The 20845-nt window shown below is 53.5% G+C and carries 14 protein-coding genes, 1 pseudogene and 1 riboswitch; of the genes and pseudogenes, 2 read left to right on the top strand and 13 right to left on the bottom strand.

Annotated elements, in window-relative coordinates; all coding sequences use genetic code 11:
* A pseudogene (locus tag AC0LWT_RS36995) lies at positions 1-333 on the bottom strand (hypothetical protein); the annotation flags it as partial.
* Between the two features lie 477 nt (positions 334-810).
* Between AC0LWT_RS36995 and AC0LWT_RS36990 the strand changes: the two are divergent.
* A complete protein-coding gene (locus AC0LWT_RS36990) occupies positions 811-2274 on the top strand; it encodes a phosphodiester glycosidase family protein (protein ID WP_474686809.1) in 1464 nt (487 codons plus the stop codon).
* Between the two features lie 12 nt (positions 2275-2286).
* Here the strand turns inward: AC0LWT_RS36990 and AC0LWT_RS36985 are convergent, their stop codons facing one another.
* The 12 genes from AC0LWT_RS36985 to AC0LWT_RS36930 all read right to left on the bottom strand — a co-directional run bounded on the left by AC0LWT_RS36985 (position 2287) and on the right by AC0LWT_RS36930 (position 19662).
* The gene (locus tag AC0LWT_RS36985) at positions 2287-2946 is read right to left on the bottom strand and encodes a hypothetical protein (protein WP_474686808.1); all 660 of its coding nucleotides are present in this window, start codon (positions 2944-2946) and stop codon (positions 2287-2289) included.
* A gap of 169 nt (positions 2947-3115) precedes the next feature.
* On the bottom strand, positions 3116-4000 hold the full coding sequence (locus AC0LWT_RS36980) for a C40 family peptidase (RefSeq protein ID WP_474686807.1): 885 nt from the start codon (positions 3998-4000) through the stop codon (positions 3116-3118).
* Between the two features lie 4 nt (positions 4001-4004).
* Positions 4005-4155, bottom strand: a riboswitch (cyclic di-AMP (ydaO/yuaA leader).
* A 96-nt stretch (positions 4156-4251) separates the two neighbouring features.
* On the bottom strand, positions 4252-5904 hold the full coding sequence (locus AC0LWT_RS36975; protein WP_474686806.1) for a hypothetical protein: 1653 nt from the start codon (positions 5902-5904) through the stop codon (positions 4252-4254).
* 25 nt (positions 5905-5929) lie between these two features.
* Positions 5930-8014: an ROK family protein gene (locus tag AC0LWT_RS36970; protein WP_474686805.1), complete on the bottom strand. Its 2085-nt coding sequence runs from the start codon at positions 8012-8014 to the stop codon at positions 5930-5932.
* A 9-nt stretch (positions 8015-8023) separates the two neighbouring features.
* On the bottom strand, positions 8024-8983 hold the full coding sequence (locus AC0LWT_RS36965) for a sugar phosphate isomerase/epimerase family protein (RefSeq protein ID WP_474686804.1): 960 nt from the start codon (positions 8981-8983) through the stop codon (positions 8024-8026).
* Positions 8984-9074: 91 nt separating this feature from the next.
* On the bottom strand, positions 9075-9947 hold the full coding sequence (locus AC0LWT_RS36960) for a carbohydrate ABC transporter permease (protein ID WP_474686803.1): 873 nt from the start codon (positions 9945-9947) through the stop codon (positions 9075-9077).
* A gap of 31 nt (positions 9948-9978) precedes the next feature.
* A complete protein-coding gene (locus tag AC0LWT_RS36955) occupies positions 9979-10884 on the bottom strand; it encodes an ABC transporter permease (RefSeq protein ID WP_474686810.1) in 906 nt (301 codons plus the stop codon).
* Between the two features lie 105 nt (positions 10885-10989).
* Complete coding sequence (locus AC0LWT_RS36950; protein ID WP_474686802.1) at positions 10990-12594, bottom strand: extracellular solute-binding protein; 1605 nt, start codon at positions 12592-12594, stop codon at positions 10990-10992.
* A gap of 1171 nt (positions 12595-13765) precedes the next feature.
* On the bottom strand, positions 13766-16009 hold the full coding sequence (locus AC0LWT_RS36945) for an AraC family transcriptional regulator (RefSeq protein ID WP_474686801.1): 2244 nt from the start codon (positions 16007-16009) through the stop codon (positions 13766-13768).
* A 305-nt stretch (positions 16010-16314) separates the two neighbouring features.
* Positions 16315-16905 carry a permease gene (locus AC0LWT_RS36940; protein ID WP_474686800.1) on the bottom strand — a complete coding sequence of 197 codons (591 nt, stop codon included), beginning with the start codon at positions 16903-16905 and terminating at the stop codon, positions 16315-16317.
* A gap of 869 nt (positions 16906-17774) precedes the next feature.
* Entirely contained in the window at positions 17775-18641 is an 867-nt protein-coding gene (locus AC0LWT_RS36935) for a hypothetical protein (protein ID WP_474686799.1), read from the bottom strand.
* A 124-nt stretch (positions 18642-18765) separates the two neighbouring features.
* Complete coding sequence (locus tag AC0LWT_RS36930) at positions 18766-19662, bottom strand: LysR substrate-binding domain-containing protein (protein ID WP_474686798.1); 897 nt, start codon at positions 19660-19662, stop codon at positions 18766-18768.
* A 168-nt stretch (positions 19663-19830) separates the two neighbouring features.
* Here AC0LWT_RS36930 and AC0LWT_RS36925 point away from each other — a divergent pair, with 168 nt between their 5' ends.
* A complete protein-coding gene (locus tag AC0LWT_RS36925) occupies positions 19831-20838 on the top strand; it encodes an ABC transporter ATP-binding protein (protein WP_474686797.1) in 1008 nt (335 codons plus the stop codon).
* Positions 20839-20845: the final 7 nt, after the last annotated feature.

Here is a 20845-nt window from a genome sequence, read left to right as displayed (position 1 = left end):
ATCCTGAAACGTTCGCCGCCGCTTGGCGACATCCAGCCTATGCGAACCGGACAGCCCTTCCAGTTCGATGCCGTATATGCCGTTGGCATGCGTCATGTTCACTGCGCTCACAAAGCCCTTGAACAGCGTTGTTTCCCGCTGGCCGTCATATTCGTAGACATGGATCTCATCGCTTGCCGATGCTTGCTGCGCTGCGCTTACGTTGACAGCCTCATCTACGACTCCACGCACGGTCAGCCGTCCATGCTCCCCCGGCTTCCACTCGATTTGCACATCCTCCAGCCGAAGGATCGGATACGCGGTCTTGACCCGGATCTGTTCAAAGCCTGCCATGGCCCTCTCCTCCGTTCCCTTTACTCATCCTGTATTGGCTGTTGTTGATAAACGTAATATAGCCTTTGTGGCATCATTATTCATTACCCATATGCTATATTTTGTAATATTTTGTCCCTATCGTTCCATATATTACCTTAATATGCAAAGCAATTCTGTGAATAATCTAACATTTTTGTCGGACGCTTGTTGACAAAATGGCCCAACCCCTTTCGCGGAAAGGGGTTGGGCCATTTTGAATTTTTTCACAAAGAGGTGAACGAATGCTCGCTGGAAATAAATCGCCAAGGTATGCCGGAAGGCATGCTTCCTAAGAGTCTATCCGATGAACTGTGTAGAAGGTATATGCAAAATGATAGTGTTGATGCAGCATGAGCGGCAGTATATACTGTCATTATTCATTGGGTATGTACAAAAGCAACTTCCGCTCGCCAGACCCCCAGTTATCCCTGCCTAAGAAAGGACGAACTCTTCCAAATGACTATGACTATCAAGCACTGCTCTCTCACCATGAAAATAGGGCTGCTCGGCTGTCTGCTCCTGTCCGCAGCCTGCTATCCGGCAGGGGCCGCTTCCGCGGATGACTCCGTTCAATCCGGGAGCAAGACGCTCGCGTACAACGGCAAAACTTTTACAGCCAAGTGGGTTTCGATCGATCTTACGGACCCCACTCTGCGGGTCAAGCCCGTTACGGCCGCCGACGGTATCGGGCATGTCGAATCTTTCAGCTCCATGATGGAGCGCAATCATGCGGCGGCAGGCATCAATGGCACGTTTTTCGACGCTTATGAAGAGGACGACACGATTCGCTATCCGAACGGGCTGCTCATCGATTCAGGCGATGTCGTGCACTCCGGCACCACCCCGTCCTTGCTCGTCCTCGCCGACAAGACGGTAAGCGTGGGGTACTTCGGAACCGGACACCAAATAAGCGTTGCCCATGGCGGCAGCGCCTACAAGTTCACCGCCTGGGGAGTGAACAAATATTACGGAGATTCCGTAGACGATCAAATCATCTGGTACACGAGAGCTTTCGGGGAACGGATCGATTTTCCGAATTCGACCAAAATCGTCGTTCAAGCAGGTGTTATCACTGCGATCACCGAAGACGGGGCCGCCATCCCTGAAGACGGACAAGTGTGCCTTGTCGGCCGCAGCGCCAACAATCTGGCCCATGTCCTGCCGAACATCCATGTGGGAGACGCCATACGCCTAACGTCAACGCTGGACGGCGGCTCGGGAACCACTCCCGCGCTGCCCCGGGTGGACGCAGCCGTAGGCGCCGGTCCGCGCCTGCTCGCCGGCGGCGCCGTCGATATCGATTACGAGAGAGACGGCTTCACCGATCCGCGAATTACGACACAGTCGAATGTGCGCAGCTTTATCGGCGTTGACGAATCGCGCCGTCTGGTGATGGGCACGATGTCTTCGGCGACGATCGACGACATGGCGCATGTGCTTCAGGACATGGGCTTGACGGATGCCATGAACCTCGATGGAGGCGCGAGCTCCGCCCTGTATGCGGATGGCGTCATGCTCACCGCGCCCGGACGACTGCTCAGCAATGCGCTTGTGGTGGAACGGCTCCGGTATCCGCAAATTCAAGTTGAAGTGAACGGGCAATTCGTGAACGAGTTCAGGGGATATTTGCTCCAGGAGACGAGCATGGTGCCGTTTCGCGGCATTTTGGAGAGGATCGGGGCGAAGTTTGACTGGAACGGGAACACGCGCACGCTAACGGTTCAGTACGGAGCCAACCGCCTGCTCCTGCATCCGGACGATCCCGTCATGCTGTGGAACGACAAGCGGGTAGTTCTGCCCGCCGCTCCCGCCATCGTGGACGGCCACATCTATATGCCGCTTCGCACCGTCATGGAGTCGCTCGGCGGGCAGGTCGCCTGGGACGCTGCGCTGTACCGCGCTTCCCTTACTTTTCCGTAACAGCCGCTCTGATCAGTGAATCCTGTTCATGCGGACAATTCTGTAAAAAAACTGGCCGCCGACTTGCTGCTCGACCTCCAGATACCCTTCCACATGGACGTAATCGCCTGTCATGTAGCCGATTGCGTCGGAAGTGCCGTTGTGAGCCAGAAAAAGCATGGCGGTCTTTTCATTGCTAACGACGAAACCCGTCTGCTCCTTGACCTGGAACTTGTCGGTAATCGTGCCGTGATGAGATCTTGCAATATGATGAAAGCGCCAGGCGCCGTCTTCCTTATTCAAAAAATAGAGCACCCGGTTCCGGACGCTGCCGCTGAATTCCCGGGTAACGCCGACTAGGCAGACGCCGCTGTTCAACATGAGAAATTCATCGATCTCGTAGTGCTTCAAACGCAGGCGCTGCAAGTTTTTATAGTGCAGATAGACTTCCATTTCGTCCACCGTGCTTTGATCGGCCGGGTCCTGCTTCGTGGCATAATACACTTCTCTAATAAAAGTATCCGTTTGGAGGTTCCGCGCGCCTTGAAAATTGTCGTATGTCTGAAAAAAACGACGGATCACGTCCATAATTTCCGGAGGGATCGCAGCGCTTATTTCCGCAGCATGATTATTGTTCATGATAACCGCTGTATTTTTTCTTAAAAACCACCGCTTCAAGACTGCTGTCAGCATGGAGATCGCCGTTCACCCGCTTCCTCTTTCTCCGAACATTTCTTCATTATAGGCGAAAAACGATAAAAATTCGATATAAATCGCAATTTTTCAACACAAAAAAGAAACATCCGTTTTCCGTGGCTTGCACAAAACAGATGTTTCTTTCATTTTTCAGACAGGCTAGCTTCTATATGATTCTCTTGGCGCCAACGTATCTCGCGCCCCAATACTTGCTCGACAAACTCTCGACGGCTACTCCTCTTGAAGAGGTGGATGAAATAAATTGATCATTCCCTAAATAAATACCGACATGATCGACAACACCGCGGCCAAAAAAGACCAAATCTCCCACCTTCAGATCGGATACCGGCGTTCCGGCATCGCTGTACATTTCGGCGGAAGTTCTCGGAAGATCGATTCCTTCCGCTTCAAACACATAACCGACAAGACCCGAGCAGTCAAATCCGCGCGGCGTCGTTCCGCCCCATTTGTACGGGACTCCCATGTAATTGCTCGCCGTCTGCACGATCAGATCGGTCATGGACGGCTGAGGCGGCGCAGGCGCAGGTGCGGGTGCGGGCGGTTCCGGCGGCGCCGTCCAGGCCGGCTTGTGGGGCTTGCCGTCCGCATTCACGATCGCGATCTGATTCGCATCGCTCCACTCGATCTTGGAACCGAACGTTTCCGTAATAAAACGAAGCGGTACGTATGTACTTCCCTGGATAAAAGCCGGGCTGCTCTCCAGGCTGATTTTCTTGCTGCCCACAAGCGCTTGCTGTTCGTCCGTCCTCAGTGAAACGACCTGATCCTTGGTCAACACCGAGACGGCGACCTCGCCTCCTTGCTTCGCCCATTTCACTTCATAGCCCAGTTTGTCGGTTACGGCCCTTAACGGCACTTGCAAATTCCCATTTTTGTCGATAAAAGGCTGCGCGTCCGTAAACTGCACGATGTCGTCGTTGACCTGGACTTTGACTGAAAGCGCTTGAGAAGCTTCCGCTTGGGCAGGCAGCAAAGCAGCGCCGGATACTGCTGCGCCGATAAAAGCGCATGAATAAACAAGACGTTTCAAAAAGATTGCCTCCCTGAGCCTCCGAGGTTAGTTGACGGGTTCGGGAAGAGGAATTCCCTTGACCGGTTCGGACATCCGAACCGATCTTTCACCCCAAATGAAGAAGTCCCCCGTACCGGAGCTTGTGCTGCTCCAAGATTCGGCATTTTTTTTTACTTTGATAGACTAGCATAGAATTCGGACAAATTTCAAATTTTGCGTCGCGGTAAAAATTCCCAAGGCCAAATCAGGCGTTTTGCCTGCTCCCAGCCTTAAGCCGGATCGCGCTCGACGCGGAGCGCAAACCTCATATGAGCGCCGGAAACTTGCGGCCGGTAGCGGTATACCACTTCAACGCGATTGTCAAAAACGTTGATTTCGGGCGCGGGCGCATCGGCCTCTACGCGGCAAGTCAGCCCAGGCATTGTCCACACATCGGGAGCTATGTCGGCGTCGTGAATATGCTTGCCCGCAATTTCGAAAAACAGCTCGATCTCCGCATTCGTCTGAAAATGAACGTCAACCGCGAGCCGGTCCTGCTCCGCTTCGGCATCGAACGCAATGCCTCTCAGATGCGTGTTCCAATGCTTGCCCGCTTCCCGGCGAATCAGCCTCATATAATACTTGTCTCCAGCGCCGGTTCGCCAGTGCATCGTCGCAGGATGCATTTGCCCGTTCGTGTTGCGGCTCCCGGTCATCCCGCCGATCATCAGATTGTCTTCGATCCAGGCCGTCGCCGTGCACAGATTCGAGTTAGCGCCGGGGCGATCCCGTTCGCACAGCTCTCTGAACTGCTTCCGGGCCAGCCGCCGGCCCTGGAACGCAGCCAGCGCCGGTTTAACGGCCGGCGGCACGTCGACCCCGACCAGAGCGATCATCGGGTCATGCTCGGATTCGCAATTGATCCCGGCGAGATACTCGTAGCCTTGGCCCAAAGCCAGATAAAGAAAGACGCCGATCGAGCTGTGGTCTCTCATTTCCATCTCATAGGCGCGCGAGAACGGCCCCGACAAATTTTCCAGATTCGGATTGTAAAATAAAGCGATGTTCGCCCACAGTCCTTGCTCGATCTCGCGGCCGATCCGCCGGAACGCATCCGTCTTGCTGTAGTTCCGCCAAAGCCCCAGCACGGTCAGATCGACGCCGTAATACGTCGTTGTATTGAACTCTGCGAACGACCCGAACTCCGCGAAAGCTTCAATGAACTTGCCCGCCTCCCGGTCGGCATGCCCGATCCAGTCCGCGATGCCGTACCGGTGTCCGAAATAGTGGCAGATGAACATATGCATAAGCTCGATGTTGGTGTTCATCGGGATGGCATCCGACAAACGCCGGTCGATGGACGCTTCCACCGCTTTGCGCATGCAGGAATCCATCCGGGTGACAAGCTCGGCGGGCAGGCTGTCCGCCCAATTTTCCAGGATGACGGCGAACGCACAGGCAATGAATTCCCGCCAGTTCGGATCATAGGTCGTCCAAACCGTCGGCAGCACGTCGTCTACAGCGGTTTGAAACGATTCTCTCGCCGCCGGATCGCCGAGCCGGTCGGATATTTTCCCGAACGTATCGGCCAAAAAGAAGGCGAAGCCCGGCGCAAAAGATTTCCAGGGAAAGCTGCCGGCCGGAGGGTGCGGCACCTGAGGGGCCGTGCGAAACGTGCCGTGATAGATTTCATCCGGACAATCGTACTGCATGTCCATCACCGTAGCGAGAACTTCGCAAGCTCTTGCCAAATCTCCCGGCGCGTTCCGGAGCAGCAGTCCTATCGCATAGTGCGCGCTCCCCCGCGTATAATGAAGCTGCTCATTGTCTTTATCCCGCAGCAGTTTCATTTCCTCATCATAGTACAGATCCATATCCGCCATGGCGTGATCGACCAGATAACGCTGTTCGTCCGTCATGCTTTCCATCATGTTTAAGCTCATACCGTCACATCTTCCCTTCATTCAGTCAGTTCCGGGTTGCAAATAAGGATACGGCCCCCAGCATGCCGGCCTCATTGCCGCAAAGCGCTGGCACGATGCGCGTCAGCCCCTGAAAATCGGCCGTTAAATAAGAGTCTACCTTGGCTGCGATCCGGTCGGTCAAAAACGTTTTTTGCGCGGAGACGCCCCCGCCCACAATAATCAGCCCGGGGTCCAGCACGTAGATAAGATCGGCAATGCCTTTGGCTACCTCGTCCATCCACCTGTCGACAGGCTCGGCCCATGCGGAATCTCCGCTTTTGACCCGTTCGAATATGGACTGGCCATTGACGCCGGCCGCCGCCGTTTCCTCCAGCTGCCTGTCAAGCACGCTCCTGACTAAGGCCGAAGTGGAAGCCCGCGTCTCATAGCTGCCGGTCTGCATACGGCTCATATGCATATAGCCGATTTCCGCAGCGCGGAAGTGCGAGCCTTTGTACAGCCTGGAGTCCAAGACGATAGCTCCGCCGATGCCCGTTCCGAGCGCGATGCAGAAAAACGTCCGCTCGCCTTTGCCGGCGCCCATCCAGGCCTCGCCCAGCGCAGCCGCGTTGACATCGTTGATGACCTGCGTCTCCAGTCTCGTGCGCAACTCCAGCTCGCGCTTCAAGTTCACGCCCTTCAGGCACGGGATGTTCTCGATGCCCCCTACGATCGTGCCCGAGTCGTCGACAATGCCTGCCGTGCTAATGGCGATGCCGCTGATCGGGCCCTCTTTTTCGCGAAACCGGCGGACTTCGCTCGTCAGCTTTTCAATAAATGCCTCGCTGTCTTCCGACGCTTGTGTTGCCAAAGATCCGCCCGCCAGCACCTCGCCGGCTTCGTCGACGATCCCGTATTTCACGCTCGTTCCGCCGATATCGAAAGCGATGTAACGTTTCTTCCGCTTTTCCGCTGGCAGCGAACCGGTCTGCTGCCGTTTGAAGCCGTAGGCGACAAATACCAGCATAACAGCTCCGAGCAGCGAGCTCAACGCGCAGACCAGATTCATGGCGGAAGGGCCGCCCTTTTCCAGCAAAAAGCCGTTCAGCATATTGCCCGCGATGCCCGCAAGCCCTACGAACACCATATTGAATACGCTTTGTCCGGTGGCCTGCATCTCTTTATGCACAATCCGCGAGACGTACTCGACGGCGGCAACGTAAAAAAGGCCGAACGACAGCCCCTGCAGCACTTGCACGGCGACCATCACGCTTGGAATCGGGAACATATACTGGATGATCCAGCGCACCATATAGGCCAGCGTCGCCAGCAGCATCGTTTTTTCATTGCCCAGCCGCTTGATAACGAAAGAGGCGGCGAACATCGACGGCACATTGGAAAATGCGGCGATCATCAGCGCGACTCCCGAGAGAGCGTACGAACCGCCTACCATCTGGAACACGACGACAAAATACGTATTGAACGCCGTCAACGTCTGATTGACCAGAAAACAGGCGCCCAAAAACAAAACGAACCGCTTGTTGCCGAACAGCTCCCCGATCCCGTCGATGAAAGGCCGGCTTTTGACATGGTATTCCTTCTGGGCAGGCAGCGCAAGTACGATCATCACGCCCAGGCAGCTGAACAGCATAAACGGGATCCACAATTGATTAGGCATGTAATACGATAAAAAAAAGCCGGCTCCATAGCCGCCCAGCGCATTGCCGACGCTCTGGAAGCTGCGGATCGAGCCGTAGGAGGAGCCTGCGGATCGGGCGGCCGACACGGCGAAAGCGTCGCCGATCGGGGCCTGCGGGGCCGTGAAGACGGTAGCCGCCATATAAGCCGCTATCATCAGAAATACGGAAGGCGCCTGATACAGAATCGATAACAGGGCCGGCACGGCCAGGCTCAGGAGCAGGATCGATTTGGTCATCTGGTAGCGGTCCGCTAACCGGCCCCAGAGCAGCTGCGCGCCCAGAATGGCCAGCGAAGCTATCGACATCATGATGCCGATATGGCTTTTGGCCAAACCGCCTTGCACGAAGATGGTCGTCATATAAGGGTTGAGCAAACCGCCCGCAAGCCCTGTGCATAAGTAAAGCGCCCGAAGTTTGAACAAGGTGGACAACCGCGCTCCCGCTTTCATCGGTTCACCTCATCCTTTGGCGGCCGGCAGCTGCGCGATGCGGTTCACAATGAGATTGTGGCTATCTTCAATCGCTTCCGGCTCGCAAAGCGCCTTGAGCTCGTAAACCTTCACAGGCGCCGCCTGAATGACCGGCAGGAACCGGTCAAAAAAGCTCATGTCGCCGCTGTGCACATAGGGGCACCAATGATCGGACAAGCCGATCGTTTCGTGAATGTGAACGCCGACGACACGCTCTTTCATCGCGTTCGCTTCGGCCGCATTGTCGTAGAGGCCCATCCGGTCCATCATCATGCCGTGGCCGATGTCATACCATAAGCCGAGCGCGGCACCCTGCAGCCGGTCGATGATCGCCCCCGCCTCCTGCAGCGTCGGCATCTGGTAGCAGCGGGAACGGGTTTCGATCCCGATGGCGATTTTCCAGCCCTTCTGCGCAATCCGGTCGCAAGCGGTATAGAGGCTGTCGACGATCCTGTTCGTATAGTGGCCGCTCAGCGCTTCCCTGCGCTCCAGCATGTCCCGCCACAGCTTCCGGTACGCCTCCGACTCAGGGCCCTCGTCCTTGTAAATCGCCTTGAGCGCCTCATCGATATTGTAGTCGAACGGCACTTCGCCGGGATGGACGACGACCGCCTCCGCCCCGTAACGGTGCGCGTATTCCGCCGACTGCACGAGCAGTTCGACAGCCTTGCGGCGCTTTTCTTCATCGTCAAAACCGAGCAGCACCGAATCGGTGCCGTAATCCGGATCAGGCATGTGCGGGAACGTGTTGTGCACGCTGGATACGCCGATTTCCCCGTGTTCGATCATCGGCTCGATCGTCGCTAAAAACTCCCGGTTTACGTTATAGTTCAGTTCAACCCGGCTGAAGCCGAGCGAGCGGATTTCCTCGATCATGTCCCTTCCGTTCGTATGCTTCTTGATGTTCCAGCAGGTCGAAAACGAATATTCGCCTTTCGGTTGATGCATGTTGATTTCCTCCTCCTATGCAAGCATGGAGTCCGGCGGGCGGAGTTACTTTTGTATACCTTCTACGGAGTTCCCCCGCCAGACTGCCAGGTCAGCCTTTCACGGCTCCGACCATAATTCCCGAAACGAAATACTTTTGCAGCCAAGGATATATGATCAAAATCGGCACCGTTGCGAACATAATGCTGGCCGCCTTCAAGCTTTCCGGCAGCACCTGAACGATCTGCGCGCCTTCCATCTGCAATTGGTCGGATATTTGGCTGTTCATAATGAGCTGATACAGCTTGAGCTGCAGCGGGTACAGCTTCGGGTCCGTAATGTAAAACAACGTATCGATAAAACCGTTCCAGCGGTTAACCGCATAGAACAGGCCCAGCGTGGCGATAATCGGCATCGACAAAGGGAGCATGATGCGGACCAGCGTACCGAAATGGCTGCTTCCGTCCAGCTCGGCGGATTCTTCCAGACTCTTGGGGATCGAATTAAAAAACGTGATCAAAATAATCAAATAAAACGGATTGATCATCTGCGGAAGAATCAACGACCAGGTCGTATTGATCAAATGCAATTGCTTGACCAGAATGTATTCCGGAATAATACCGCCGCTGAAAAACATCGTGACCACGATCAAATACATGAAAAACTTTCTGCCTTTAAGCTCCGTTTTCGTAAGCGGGTAAGCTGCGGCAATCGTCATGACAATACATACAATTGTAAAAAGAACCGTCAAAAAAATCGAGTACCCCAAAGAATGGAGCATCATCGGATCCATCAACACATGGGAATAAGCTTCAAAATTGAGATCGACGGGAAAAATAGTGACCTTCCCGGTCAAAATCGGCGCATTGGAACTGAGCGAAACCGAAATAATGTGCAGCAGCGGCACCAGGCTCAAAAATAAAAACAGAATCAAAAATGTGATATTGACGATATCAAAAGTGCGGTCTGCCGCTTTGGCGTTCATGCGCTCGCTCCTCCTTTCGAGATTAAAACGTTTAAATAATGCCCTGATCGGTCGTTTTCTTGGAAATATAGTTGGACGCGAGAATAAAGACAAGTCCGACTACCGCCTGGAAAAAGCCCACCGCTGTCGCTACGGAGTACTGGCCGGACTGCAGCCCCATTTTATAAACAAACGTACTGAGCACTTCCGAAAATTCGCGGACCTGCACATTGCCGATCACGAAAGGACGGTCAAAGCCAATCTGCACCATCTCGCCCAATTTTAAAATCAAAAGAACGATAATCGTCGGTTTGATGCCCGGTATCGTAATATGCCAAATTCGGTTCAGGCGTCCCGCTCCATCGACTTCAGCCGCCTCATATAGCTCTTTGCTGATGCCGGTCAGCGCCGCCAAATAAATGATCGTGCCCCAGCCTGCGCTCTGCCATACGCCCGTACCCAAATAAGTAAGCAGCCAATAATATTTATCCGATAAAAACGGAATCGGTCCGATGCCCAAATAACCGAGCATGTGATTGAGAATTCCCGTATTCGTGCTGAAAACCTGGTAGACGATTCCGCCGATAATGATCCAAGATATGAAATGCGGCAAATACAGTATCGTTTGCGAAACTTTTTTAAACCAGACGATTCTAAGCTCATTGAGCATAATGGCAAGTAGGATAGGTGCCGGAAATGAAACGATCAAATCCAGAAAATTAAGCATGAACGTGTTTTTTAACGCTGTGTAAAAATCCTGCATTTTAAATACGGCTCGAAACGTATCCAGCCCTACCCAAGGGCTCCCCGATATGCCTTGAAAAAGGTTGTAGTCTTCGAAAGCGATCAAGACGCCGTACATGGGACCATATTTGAATATAATGAAAAACACGATCGGGAGCGCAAGCAAGGCATACAGCTGCCAATATCTGTTCAAATACACGGAGAAACCTTTCAACTGCTCCACCTTCCTCCACCGTTACTCTCGGATTATCAAGCGCCGCTTCATGCATGAAAGCTCGAACTTGCCCGGACTTCCATGCATGAAGCCAGCTGCCGGAGATTACTTCTTCATATTTTTGTAGGCTTCCGTCCGTTCCTTCAGGATGGCATCGCCGCCGTTCGTCATGTAGTCCTTCAACATGTCGTCATACGTTTTGTCGAAATCGGCGGGCTTGGCCAGCATCGACTTCACGATAAGCTGCTCGTATTTTTCTTGCAGCGCTTTGCCGTATTTTCCTTCGGCTTCGATCGGGCGTTGGAACCTTACAGGCGAGAGGCCGTCCGTCGAGCCGTTTTTGTAGGCCTGCGTCGCATCCTTGCGGTTGGCTTCAATGAAAGCCAGCGACAGTGCTTCCGTATTTTTATCCGCGCTGCCGAAATCCGTTCCGTTCGTAATGATCGTGTAGTCGCCCTTGTTGTAAAAACTTTGCTTCGTATCTTCGTTATCGAGCGGAACGGGCAAGCTGTTAGTCAACGTGTAGTTTTTGCCTTCCTCGCCGTACGTCATCGCGTACAGCACATCTTTTTGGGACATCCAATCCAAATATTGGATCGCTTCGGCGGCATTTTTGCTCGTTTTCGGAATGATAATGTTCAGTGCCGCAGGAATGTAAGCCGGCTTCGTATGCTTGCCTTCCTCGTTCGTATACGGGTCAAGCGGAGCAAGCTTGGCTCCCGGCACCGTTTTTTGCAGAACGGTATACGTATCGGGAGGGCTGGTCAAATAAGATTCGCCCGCATCCTCTGCGTACATGCCGACTTTTCCCGTCGCGATGTCCTGATACATTTTCTTCTTATCTTTATCGAGCGCAAAATCAGGACTGACCAATCCTTCGTTATAGAGCTTGTTCAGGAAACGGACCCCGTCCTTATGCCCGGGCAGCAGCAGCGTATATTCACTGGAACCGAGCTGCTGAGTCAGCGTATAGCGCTCTTCTTCGCTAGTTTTTTTGATGAAAGACCAGATGATCGGCTCATAAGAAGCGTTCGTCAAGGAGAAGCCGAGCGGAATCGTTTGGTCGCCTCCCGGTTTCTTTTCCTTAAAGGTTTTGAGCGTCTGGTACACCTCATCCGTCGTTTTCGGGGCCGGGAGACCGAGCTTATCGAGCCAATCCTGGCGAATTTCCGAGGAATATTTGCCCAAATAAACCCGTTTACCCGGAATCGCATATTGTTTGCCGTCATAAGTGCCGTAAGCAAGCGTATCTTTGCCCAGGTATGTCTTCAGGTTAGTACCGTACTGATCGAGCAGCGCTCCGATCTCTGCGACTCCTCCCTGCTGTACGTACCTGTAGATGACGTTGGAATCGTAAGTGAACACAATATCCGGCGCATCGCCGCTGGCCATCAGCACGTTCAGCTTCTCAACCTCCTGCGATCTGGGCACAGGCACGAACTCGACTTTGATGTTTGTCTTTTTAGTAAAGTTGTCTTCCACATACTTCGTTAAGTAGTTGTTTGTCACCGACTTGCCTGCCGGCGAGTTGCCCCGGTCGAATACCTCGACCTTGATCGTTACAGGCTTTTTCTCCGCTGTGCCCGCTTCCTTGCCGGTCTGAACCCCCGAATTGCCGTTTGAGCTTGAACAAGCAGACAACACGCTAACGAGCGTCAGCATCATCACTGCCTGTTTGCCGAACCTGCTGTGCACCAACCTCTTCTTCATTGCCCTCAACTCCCTGTCTCCCTGATTTATCGTCGTCCCGCTTCGTCCGGAAACACCTACAGTATGTCACCGCGTCAGCAAATCGAACAATAAACTTGTTTCCGTCATATAAACTGACACAAAACTCACTCAAAACCCTTCGCATGCATCGAAAATATGCAATAAACTTTTTTCTGCGATGATTAATGGCATATTACATAACATAATAAAACAAAATCGCCTCGCAGGCGGCAAACAAATATATCCAATCGGGCTGAAAAATCGTGACTAGAAAGAACATCAAAAAACCGGATAGCCAAGACATAACCAGCCACACGCCAAAAAACCTGTAAACGCGAGACTGTCTCAGAGAACTTACCCACAAGAGCCGGCGCATCCACTCGACTAATGAGCAGAAAACTTGCAAATGTGAGACTGTTGGAGAAACCCGTACGTTAGGAGGACAGCACATCTACCTAGCGACGCGGAGAATACCTGCGAAAGCCCAGACTGATGAAACCCGTGCGTTTGGGGATGGCACATCCGTTGGCGACACGGAGAAAACCTGCAATAGCCCAGACTGCTGCCCCCCCGTACGTTAGGGGTAGCACATCTGGCTGGCGTCACGGAGAATACCTGCGAAAGCCCAGACTGATGAAACCCGTACGTTAGGGGTAGCACATCTGGCTGGCGTCACGGAGAAAACCTGCAAATGTGCAGTTTTTTGCTCGTGCATACGCCGGCAACGAAAAATTCCTGCAAATGTGCAGGAATTTCATCAAACACACGGGCTTAGGCCCGTTTTAATAATAAATTCCTGCACTTTCGCAGGCTTTTCGCCAAAACGGGCCACTTTCACGGAAAAAGCCTGCACTTTTGCAGGTTTTCGGTACCCTGCCGTCCCAGGGCTGCAGCCCCAAGCCGACTTCGCAAACAGCGGGGTATTCCGCGCATCTAGCAACACCCCCGCGCACCGCGCGCAGCTCCCAACGCGCCGCGTTCCGCTGCATGACGGCGGTCGGTCGACCACATGCGGGGGAGCTTTTGCGCCTCTTTCATTGCGCCGTCTGGCCGCCGAATTTTTCGACATCTTCCGAAAATGCGAGGTCCGCATGCCACACTGCGCGTTTTAGCGCCGGCAAACAAAAACAGCCTGCTAAACTTCCATTTAGCAAACTGTTTCCCCGGTGAGCTATCGATACAGCGCGTGCTTTTTTCTATAATCTCCAGGCGTGACCCCCACCATGCGCTTAAACATCCGCCCAAACGTAATGGAGTTGGAATAGCCGAGCCGTTGAGCAATGTCCTGCTGCGCCAATTCGGTTTCAGTCAGCAAATGCTTGGCTTTCTCAATTCGCAAATCCATCAGAAAATCGACAAACTTCATCCCAAACGCTTCTTTAAACATGTGGCTTACATTCTTCCCGTTAACGCCGAACCTGTCGCTCAAATGTTTCAACGAGAGATCAGGGTCCTCGAAATGCTCCTCGATATAGCTTCTCATTTCGACAATAACGGCTTGATAGCTGTTTGCCTCACAGACGGATACATAAGTCCGGTACAATTCGCCCATAGAACTCGTCATATTTGCTTCAAGCTCCTGCAGTGTGGCACTCTTCCGAACCATCCCCTGCAAACTCGACCGTTCCCAAGCCAGCCGCATGCTTTCTGACGCACCAATTCCGTTTCCGATCTCCCTCTCCAGCAGCTTGATCATCGTTTCAAGCACCATCGCAATATCTTCGTCGCGCAGCTTATATTGCCTGAAGTCGGCAAACAGCTCGGCTAGCTGCGTTTTCCAGCCGTCATGGGTCAGCCGGAACGCTTTGGCAATATCGGCGGCCTTGGGCCAATAGCCGTAAGTTTCCCCCGCAGGACGGCCTGCCAGGTGATCGACCATAATCAACGCTTTGCGATCGCGCGTCAGCTTGTGGCCGAGCGCTTGCAACGCGGAACTATAGGAATGATGCAGCGCCTCCCAGCTCCTGACGGCAGAACCTCCGGCAAAAACAAAATCAATGCCCATACGCTCTTCAATCCATTGTTGGCTCGTTTCTATCATGTCGACCAGACGGTCCGGACTATGTTCGCAGTCATGCGGCACCGCGTAAATGATGCCCAACCGGCTGCCGCCGAGCCATTCGTTCCAGACAGATAGATGAGCGCCAAAAAATTCCTGCACGATATTTTGCAGCGCAAGCTTGAGCACCGTCTGATCCTCCGGCACATGCTCAGCCGTAAAGACGTCGTACCGCTCCATTTCGGCGACAATAACGCCCATTTCGCGAATCGGCGCCTGTTCTTGAAACGCCGGCACGCCGTCGTTCCATTCTTCTTCCGTAATTTTGCCCGTACCGTTCATGAGCTCGCTAAACAGTTGCCTGCGCCGAATGAGCAGATTGGCATGATGCCGTTGTTCGTAATGCTGCGCCTGCTCGATCAAGCCTTCCATAGCTTGCCCTATGAAGGATAAATCATCCACATCCCGGCCTGCGGGAAGGAAGCGGAGCTGAATGGAGTCGAGCTTGTTAATCATCAATTGAATCGGCCTGTAGTTGCGTTTGGATATATAAATCAAGTAGCCGAGAGAAGCAACGATCGTCGCAATGCCGGCGGCAAGCCAAAAGTAAGAAATCAGCGAAACCCAAGCAAACAGTTGGCCGGCTTTTATTCCGCTATGAATACTCCACCCCGTTCCCGGTATGGGAATATCCGAAATAACCTCCCCTCGGTTCGATTCGGCGTTTCCGACATTCATCGGCTCCGAAGACATAACGACAGTCCCTTGTTCGTTGACCGCTTGCATCAAAGTTACCTTGTGGTCGCTGAGACTGTTCAGGTTTTCCTGGAGCGCGCGAACATCGACGTTGATGACCGCAATGCCTTGGCTGCCAAAAGGGAGCGGAAGCTTTTTCACCAAAGAAATAACGGGAATTTCCCGTTCCGAATACGACTCGCGAATGCTCCGCACATCCGACCAACGGTCCGTTTGCGGGTGAGCCGACATCGTTGTAACGAAATCCTTATCAAAGAACGCATTCAGCGTATCTTTTCGATTTTGCATAATAATTAGCCCATCGTCCGCACGGTACAAATAAATTGAATGAATCAGGTGGTTGTTCAACACAAGAGCGTTCAAAGCAGAAGATATGTTAAAAAAAAGCAAACCCTCGTCATCGGCCTGCGGCTTGTCATGCTCGGCGAACAGTTTGATTTTATCGTTAGTGGCCAACTCCTCCAGCAGCGCATACTGAATTTCATTCAGCGACCGCGACATCGTGTCCGATACATACGCCGCAGACAGACCGTTCGCCTTTTTTGTCTCTTTTTGCGAAATGTCCGAAACGACAAAAAGGCCGAGCAGCACCATGATAGAAATGGTTAGCAAAAAAAGCGGAAAATACGAAAGCAGTTGTTTTTTATACCACTTTTTCAATGAAACCGACCCCTTCCCCCATCGACGTCTATGTCAGCTTACATACAATTACTACGATCATACTTGAAATTTGTCGAAATTTCAAAAATAATATAACTTAATATGTAATATTATATAACGCAAATGGGCTACCCCCAAAGAAAAACTATACACAGATTTGACGCCCCAAACCGGAAACTCTGCGGCTGCGTGCGGATCTCAGCGCGCGGTGCTGTGCTGCATGACGGAGGCATCGGTCGACCATAACAACGCGTTTAACAAAAAAAAGCGAGTCCCCCTCGCTTTCGGGAACCCGCTTTGTACTATCAACCTGCCATATCCAAAATCAATGCCGACACCAGCAGCAGCGCCATCACGCCTCCGGCAATTCCGGCGCGAAGCAGGCTGCTCTTTGCCGCTTGGCGCGCCCCTGCAAGCCTCGCCCTCCGCATCGCCGAGCGGCCGTACATGACCGCGCCCGCCACGATCAGCGCAGCTTCCATCACCGCGCTGACAGCCGGCCATTGCCACAGGCCGAACCCGAGCAGCGGAAACCCGCCCGCATTACCGGGCAGGAGCGGCAAATCAGCCCGATGGACGAGCAGATCCAGAATCCAGTGGCTGAACACCATCCCCGCAATCGTCCATCCGCCCTTCCGCCCCCAGCGGCTCCAGGCCAGCAAGCCAGCGATCAGCGCAATAAGCACCGCACCGGCGAGCGAATGCGTATAGTCCGCGTGAATCACGCCCTCGCCATACCCCGTACCGTGACTGCTATCGATTGTTTCGACACCCGTCACAAAAAGAGGAACAAAAATAACATCAAGAAGCTGCGTGCTCAGCATCAAAGCCCATAACGGCACCTCAGGGCGCTTCGCTTTCACCGCGGCGGCAAGACCAAAATGTCCGGCAAACATTTACATCCCCTCCCCTTTCGCTTTTCTTTCAATCGAAACATCCAACCAGCCGCACAACCCGCAAAACAAAATCATAAACACAATAAAACTCATTCATGATCCCCTGCCTTCGCCAAAAAAACTAATTATATTAGTATTATAACTAACAATATTAGTTTAAGCAAGCACAAAAAGAAAACCGCCCGCTTTCTTTCGAAAACGAGCGGAGGAGAAGAAGAAAAACGCAAACCAAGCCAGATCGCCTATCTGCCTGCCGGCGTGACTGCCTGCTGGCATGGCCGCTCTCGCATGGCTGCGTGAATGCAAGCGTGAATGCCCCCCCTCACGTTAGAGGGGATAGCCACAATTTGCCCGGCTGCACGAAGAAAACCTGCAAATGTACATGAATTTGCGCCCCTGATACGCCGGTCGCAAAGAATTCCTGCAATTGTGCAGGCTTTTTGCCGCACACAAGGCCTTAGGTTCATTTTCAGCGAAAATTCCTGCACAATCGCAGGCTTTTCGCCAAAATGAACCTTCTTCCAAGAAAATACCTGCACTTTCGCAGGTTTTGCGGAACTGTGCCCCCGGCTGCACAAAGAAAACCTGCAAATGTACATGAATTTGCACCCCTGATACGCCGGCCGCAAAGAATTCCTGCAATTGTGCAGGCTTTTTGCCGCACACAAGGCCTTAGGTTCATTTCCAGCAAAAATTCCTGCACTTTCGCAGGTTTTGCCAGACAGGAAGCATCGGCCGCACCACTCACCGCTCGCAGCACTCAGGCTCCCAGCGCGCGGTGCTGCGCTGCATGACGGCGGTCGGTCGCCCCCACAGAGCAGGCCGACCACCCACCATGCGGCGACGCCCCCGAGCGGCTGCGCCTCGAATTAGTAACGGTCCATGATCAGTTGGGTTTTCAGCGAGTCCTGAGGCAGGAACCAGCCTTTGCCCTGCAAGTACGCGATCAAGTCGTCATGCTTTTGCTGAGCGGTAGTGCGGCTCGTCGTTTTGAAGGATGCTTCCACGACATATTCCGTGCCGGTGCCGGACGCATTTTTAATCGGCCAAATTTCTATGTACGTTTTCAGACCGCTCCATGTGCCGATGTAACGCTTGGCGAGCACCGGACCGTAGATGCGGGAAGCGTTCAGCATGTCGGTTCCCCAACCGGTATATACCCATTTGTCCATTTTGCCGGGAACATTATTGACCAGCAGCTTGCGGGAATCGCTGGCGGAAGGCAGATCCATGCCGCTGTAGCCGGATTTGCTGTCGGTTTTCACTCTGGACAAGCTGAGCGTCTGATTTTGATAGCCCCATTCGATCTGAGCCTCGTAGTTCGTATCGCTGGAATCGAAGCCTTCCTGATTGGCTGTAGTTAATGCCGCATCGATGCTGCCGTTTGTAATCGGGTAACGCTTTTTGTAAGTCAGTTCAAAATCTTTCTCGCCCTCTGTTTTGCGGACACGGGCAACCCATCCGTTGTCGTAGATGTCTTTAGCGTTCGTGTCCATGAACTGCACGTTCATTTTGGTGACGGTTTCCGGCATGCCGAAGGCGGTGCGGACCGTGCTGTTCAGCTTGTGGTCGGAGTCAAGCACGACGCTTGGGTCGAGCAGCAGCTTAACCTCATAATCGGGCACCATGTTGCTTGCCGCCTTAGCCGGCACAGGCGCACCCAGGGATACTGCCAGCAGCGCCGTACATGCCGTAGCCGCCAGAACGCCGATCCATTTGCTTCTTTGTCTCATCATTGACATCTCCTTCAAAATTGGAATGTGCTTACAACGTAGACTATAGAGAGCAATTGTAATCTTAATGTTCGTGTGATGTGTTGTTTTTGTAAATAAATGGACACACTCAGCCCCTCCGTTTGTGTTAACCGGACAACGCACTGCGCAGATGACCGATAAACCCGTCCATCAGAGCCGACTGCCGGCGATCCAGATTGTATGCGCAGTACACGTAGCGATTATACACATTTTGCGGAATTTGCCGGGTCAGCAGTTCCCCTCGCTCCACTTCCTTGCGGACGGCCAAACTGGATACGAAAGAAACCCCTTCGCCTAACATGACCGTCTGCTTGATCGCCTCCAGCGAGTCCAGCTCCATATGCGCATTCAGCTCGATGCGGTTGCTCTGCGCCCATTTTGCCGTCATTTGGCGCGTGCTCGACTCCGGACTGTGCAGCAGGAACGGAACCTGCTCCAGTTGATCGGGATACAGTTGGGCATACCGGGCCAACCGGTGGCGCGGGGACAAAATGAGCACCAGCTCGTCCTCGCACAGCGTCTCAGCCATCAACGGCGGTATCTGGAACGGCTCGCTGGAAATGACCCCGAGATCGATCTCGTGATTGAGCAGCATGTCCTTGATGACAGGGGCGGTTTTGACCATCAGCGACAGGCTTATTCGCGGGTAAGCTTTGGCGAACTCGCTTAAAATACGCGGAAGAATGTAGGTGCCAGGCACATAGCTTGCCCCGATTTTCAAAGAGCCTCTGCCGAGCTGATCGAATTCTTTGACGACCCTGACGGCTTCCTGCGCCAAGGAGTTGATTTTGACCGAATAATGGTGCAGCGATTTGCCCGCCTCCGTCAAATGCACCTTGCCCGCGCGGGATTCGAACAATTGAACGCCCAGCTCCTGCTCCAGGCTTTTCATATGAAAAGTGACCGTCGGCTGCTTCAAACCGAGCACATCGGCCACCGCCGTAATTTTTTCATGCTTCTCCAACAGCTCGACAATTTGCAGCTTTAGTAAATTCATGTTCATGGCCCTCACCCTTGCCTCCAGAGATCGTTACGGAACCAGTATAGAAAAAATCTATGGAGTTGAATAGATAGCATTGATATTTTTAACAAATATTTTACTTGGCGATAATATTTCCCTGCATTTCCGCCTGTACACTGAGGCTAGATTGGCAGATGGGAAGGGAAGTTCATGGACGTCGTAATTCAAGGCTTGCAAAAATCGTTCGGACAGGTACAAGCTCTGCAGCCCACGGATCTGCGGATTCGCAAAGGCCGCTTCACCACACTTCTGGGGCCTTCGGGCTGCGGCAAAACAACGCTGCTGCGCATGATCGCCGGCCTGGAGACGCCGGATCGCGGCGAGCTGTTCGCGGGCGACGAGTGCATCTTTTCGAGCGAACGCCGCATCGACAAGCCGGCGAACCGCCGCAGCTTCGGGATGGTGTTCCAGGATTTCGCGCTGTGGCCGCATATGACGGTGTTCGAAAATGTAGCTTTCGGGCTGCGCGCAGCGCGGAAGACGAAAGATCTGAAGCGCCAGGTGCAGGAGGCGATCGACACGGTAAGGCTCGGCGGGATGGAGGACCGCTATCCGCACCAGCTTTCGGGCGGACAGCAGCAGCGGGTCGCCTTTGCCCGGGCGGTCGTGACGCGGCCGCAGCTCGTCCTGTTCGATGAGCCGCTTAGCGCTCTCGATGCTTTGCTTCGGGACGAGATGAGGCTGGAGCTCATCGCGCTGGTGCGGGACATCGGCTTGACCGCGCTGTACGTCACGCACGATCAGACCGAGGCGATGTCGATGTCCGACGAGATCGTCGTCATGAAGGAAGGGCGCATCCTCCAGATCGGACAGCCGGAGCAAATATACGGCGCGCCGGCGCACCCTTTCGTAGCGCAGTTTATCGGCAAGTCGAACTGGCTGGAGAAAGACCGTCGCATGTTTCGTCCGGAACATATCCGGTGGAAGCAAGGCAGCGACATCGGCAGCAGCAGCCCCACCGGGTCAGAGTCCGGGTACGAGACGTACACGGGCACAATCCGCAGCGTCAGCTATCTGGGCGACCGCTACGAAGTGCAGTTGGATATGGGAGCAAGGGGCATATGGACGGCGTACCACCATATCCGCATGCCGGTCGGACAGCAGACGGAGATTTACATATCGCTGCAGCATATTCATCAAATTTCACAACAAATTTAGGGAGGCT

It is taken from the genome of Paenibacillus sp. sgz302164, from assembly GCF_056120505.1.
Note: the sequence above shows the minus strand (reverse complement) of the source record. Positions and strands in the feature narration are given on the sequence as shown.

Bases quoted from the DNA above. Each gene is read 5' to 3' on its own strand.
- AC0LWT_RS36935 (WP_474686799.1), bottom strand. From the start codon at position 18,641: ATGATGAGACAAAGAAGCAAATGGATCGGCGTTCTGGCGGCTACGGCA.
- AC0LWT_RS36965 (WP_474686804.1), bottom strand. From the start codon at position 8,983: ATGCATCAACCGAAAGGCGAATATTCGTTTTCGACCTGCTGGAACATC.
- AC0LWT_RS36940 (WP_474686800.1), bottom strand. From the start codon at position 16,905: ATGTTTGCCGGACATTTTGGTCTTGCCGCCGCGGTGAAAGCGAAGCGC.
- AC0LWT_RS36960 (WP_474686803.1), bottom strand. From the start codon at position 9,947: ATGAACGCCAAAGCGGCAGACCGCACTTTTGATATCGTCAATATCACA.
- AC0LWT_RS36930 (WP_474686798.1), bottom strand. From the start codon at position 19,662: ATGAACATGAATTTACTAAAGCTGCAAATTGTCGAGCTGTTGGAGAAG.
- AC0LWT_RS36925 (WP_474686797.1), top strand. From the start codon at position 19,831: ATGGACGTCGTAATTCAAGGCTTGCAAAAATCGTTCGGACAGGTACAA.
- AC0LWT_RS36970 (WP_474686805.1), bottom strand. From the start codon at position 8,014: ATGAAAGCGGGAGCGCGGTTGTCCACCTTGTTCAAACTTCGGGCGCTT.
- AC0LWT_RS36950 (WP_474686802.1), bottom strand. From the start codon at position 12,594: ATGAAGAAGAGGTTGGTGCACAGCAGGTTCGGCAAACAGGCAGTGATG.
- AC0LWT_RS36985 (WP_474686808.1), bottom strand. From the start codon at position 2,946: ATGCTGACAGCAGTCTTGAAGCGGTGGTTTTTAAGAAAAAATACAGCG.
- AC0LWT_RS36990 (WP_474686809.1), top strand. From the start codon at position 811: ATGACTATGACTATCAAGCACTGCTCTCTCACCATGAAAATAGGGCTG.
- AC0LWT_RS36975 (WP_474686806.1), bottom strand. From the start codon at position 5,904: ATGAGCTTAAACATGATGGAAAGCATGACGGACGAACAGCGTTATCTG.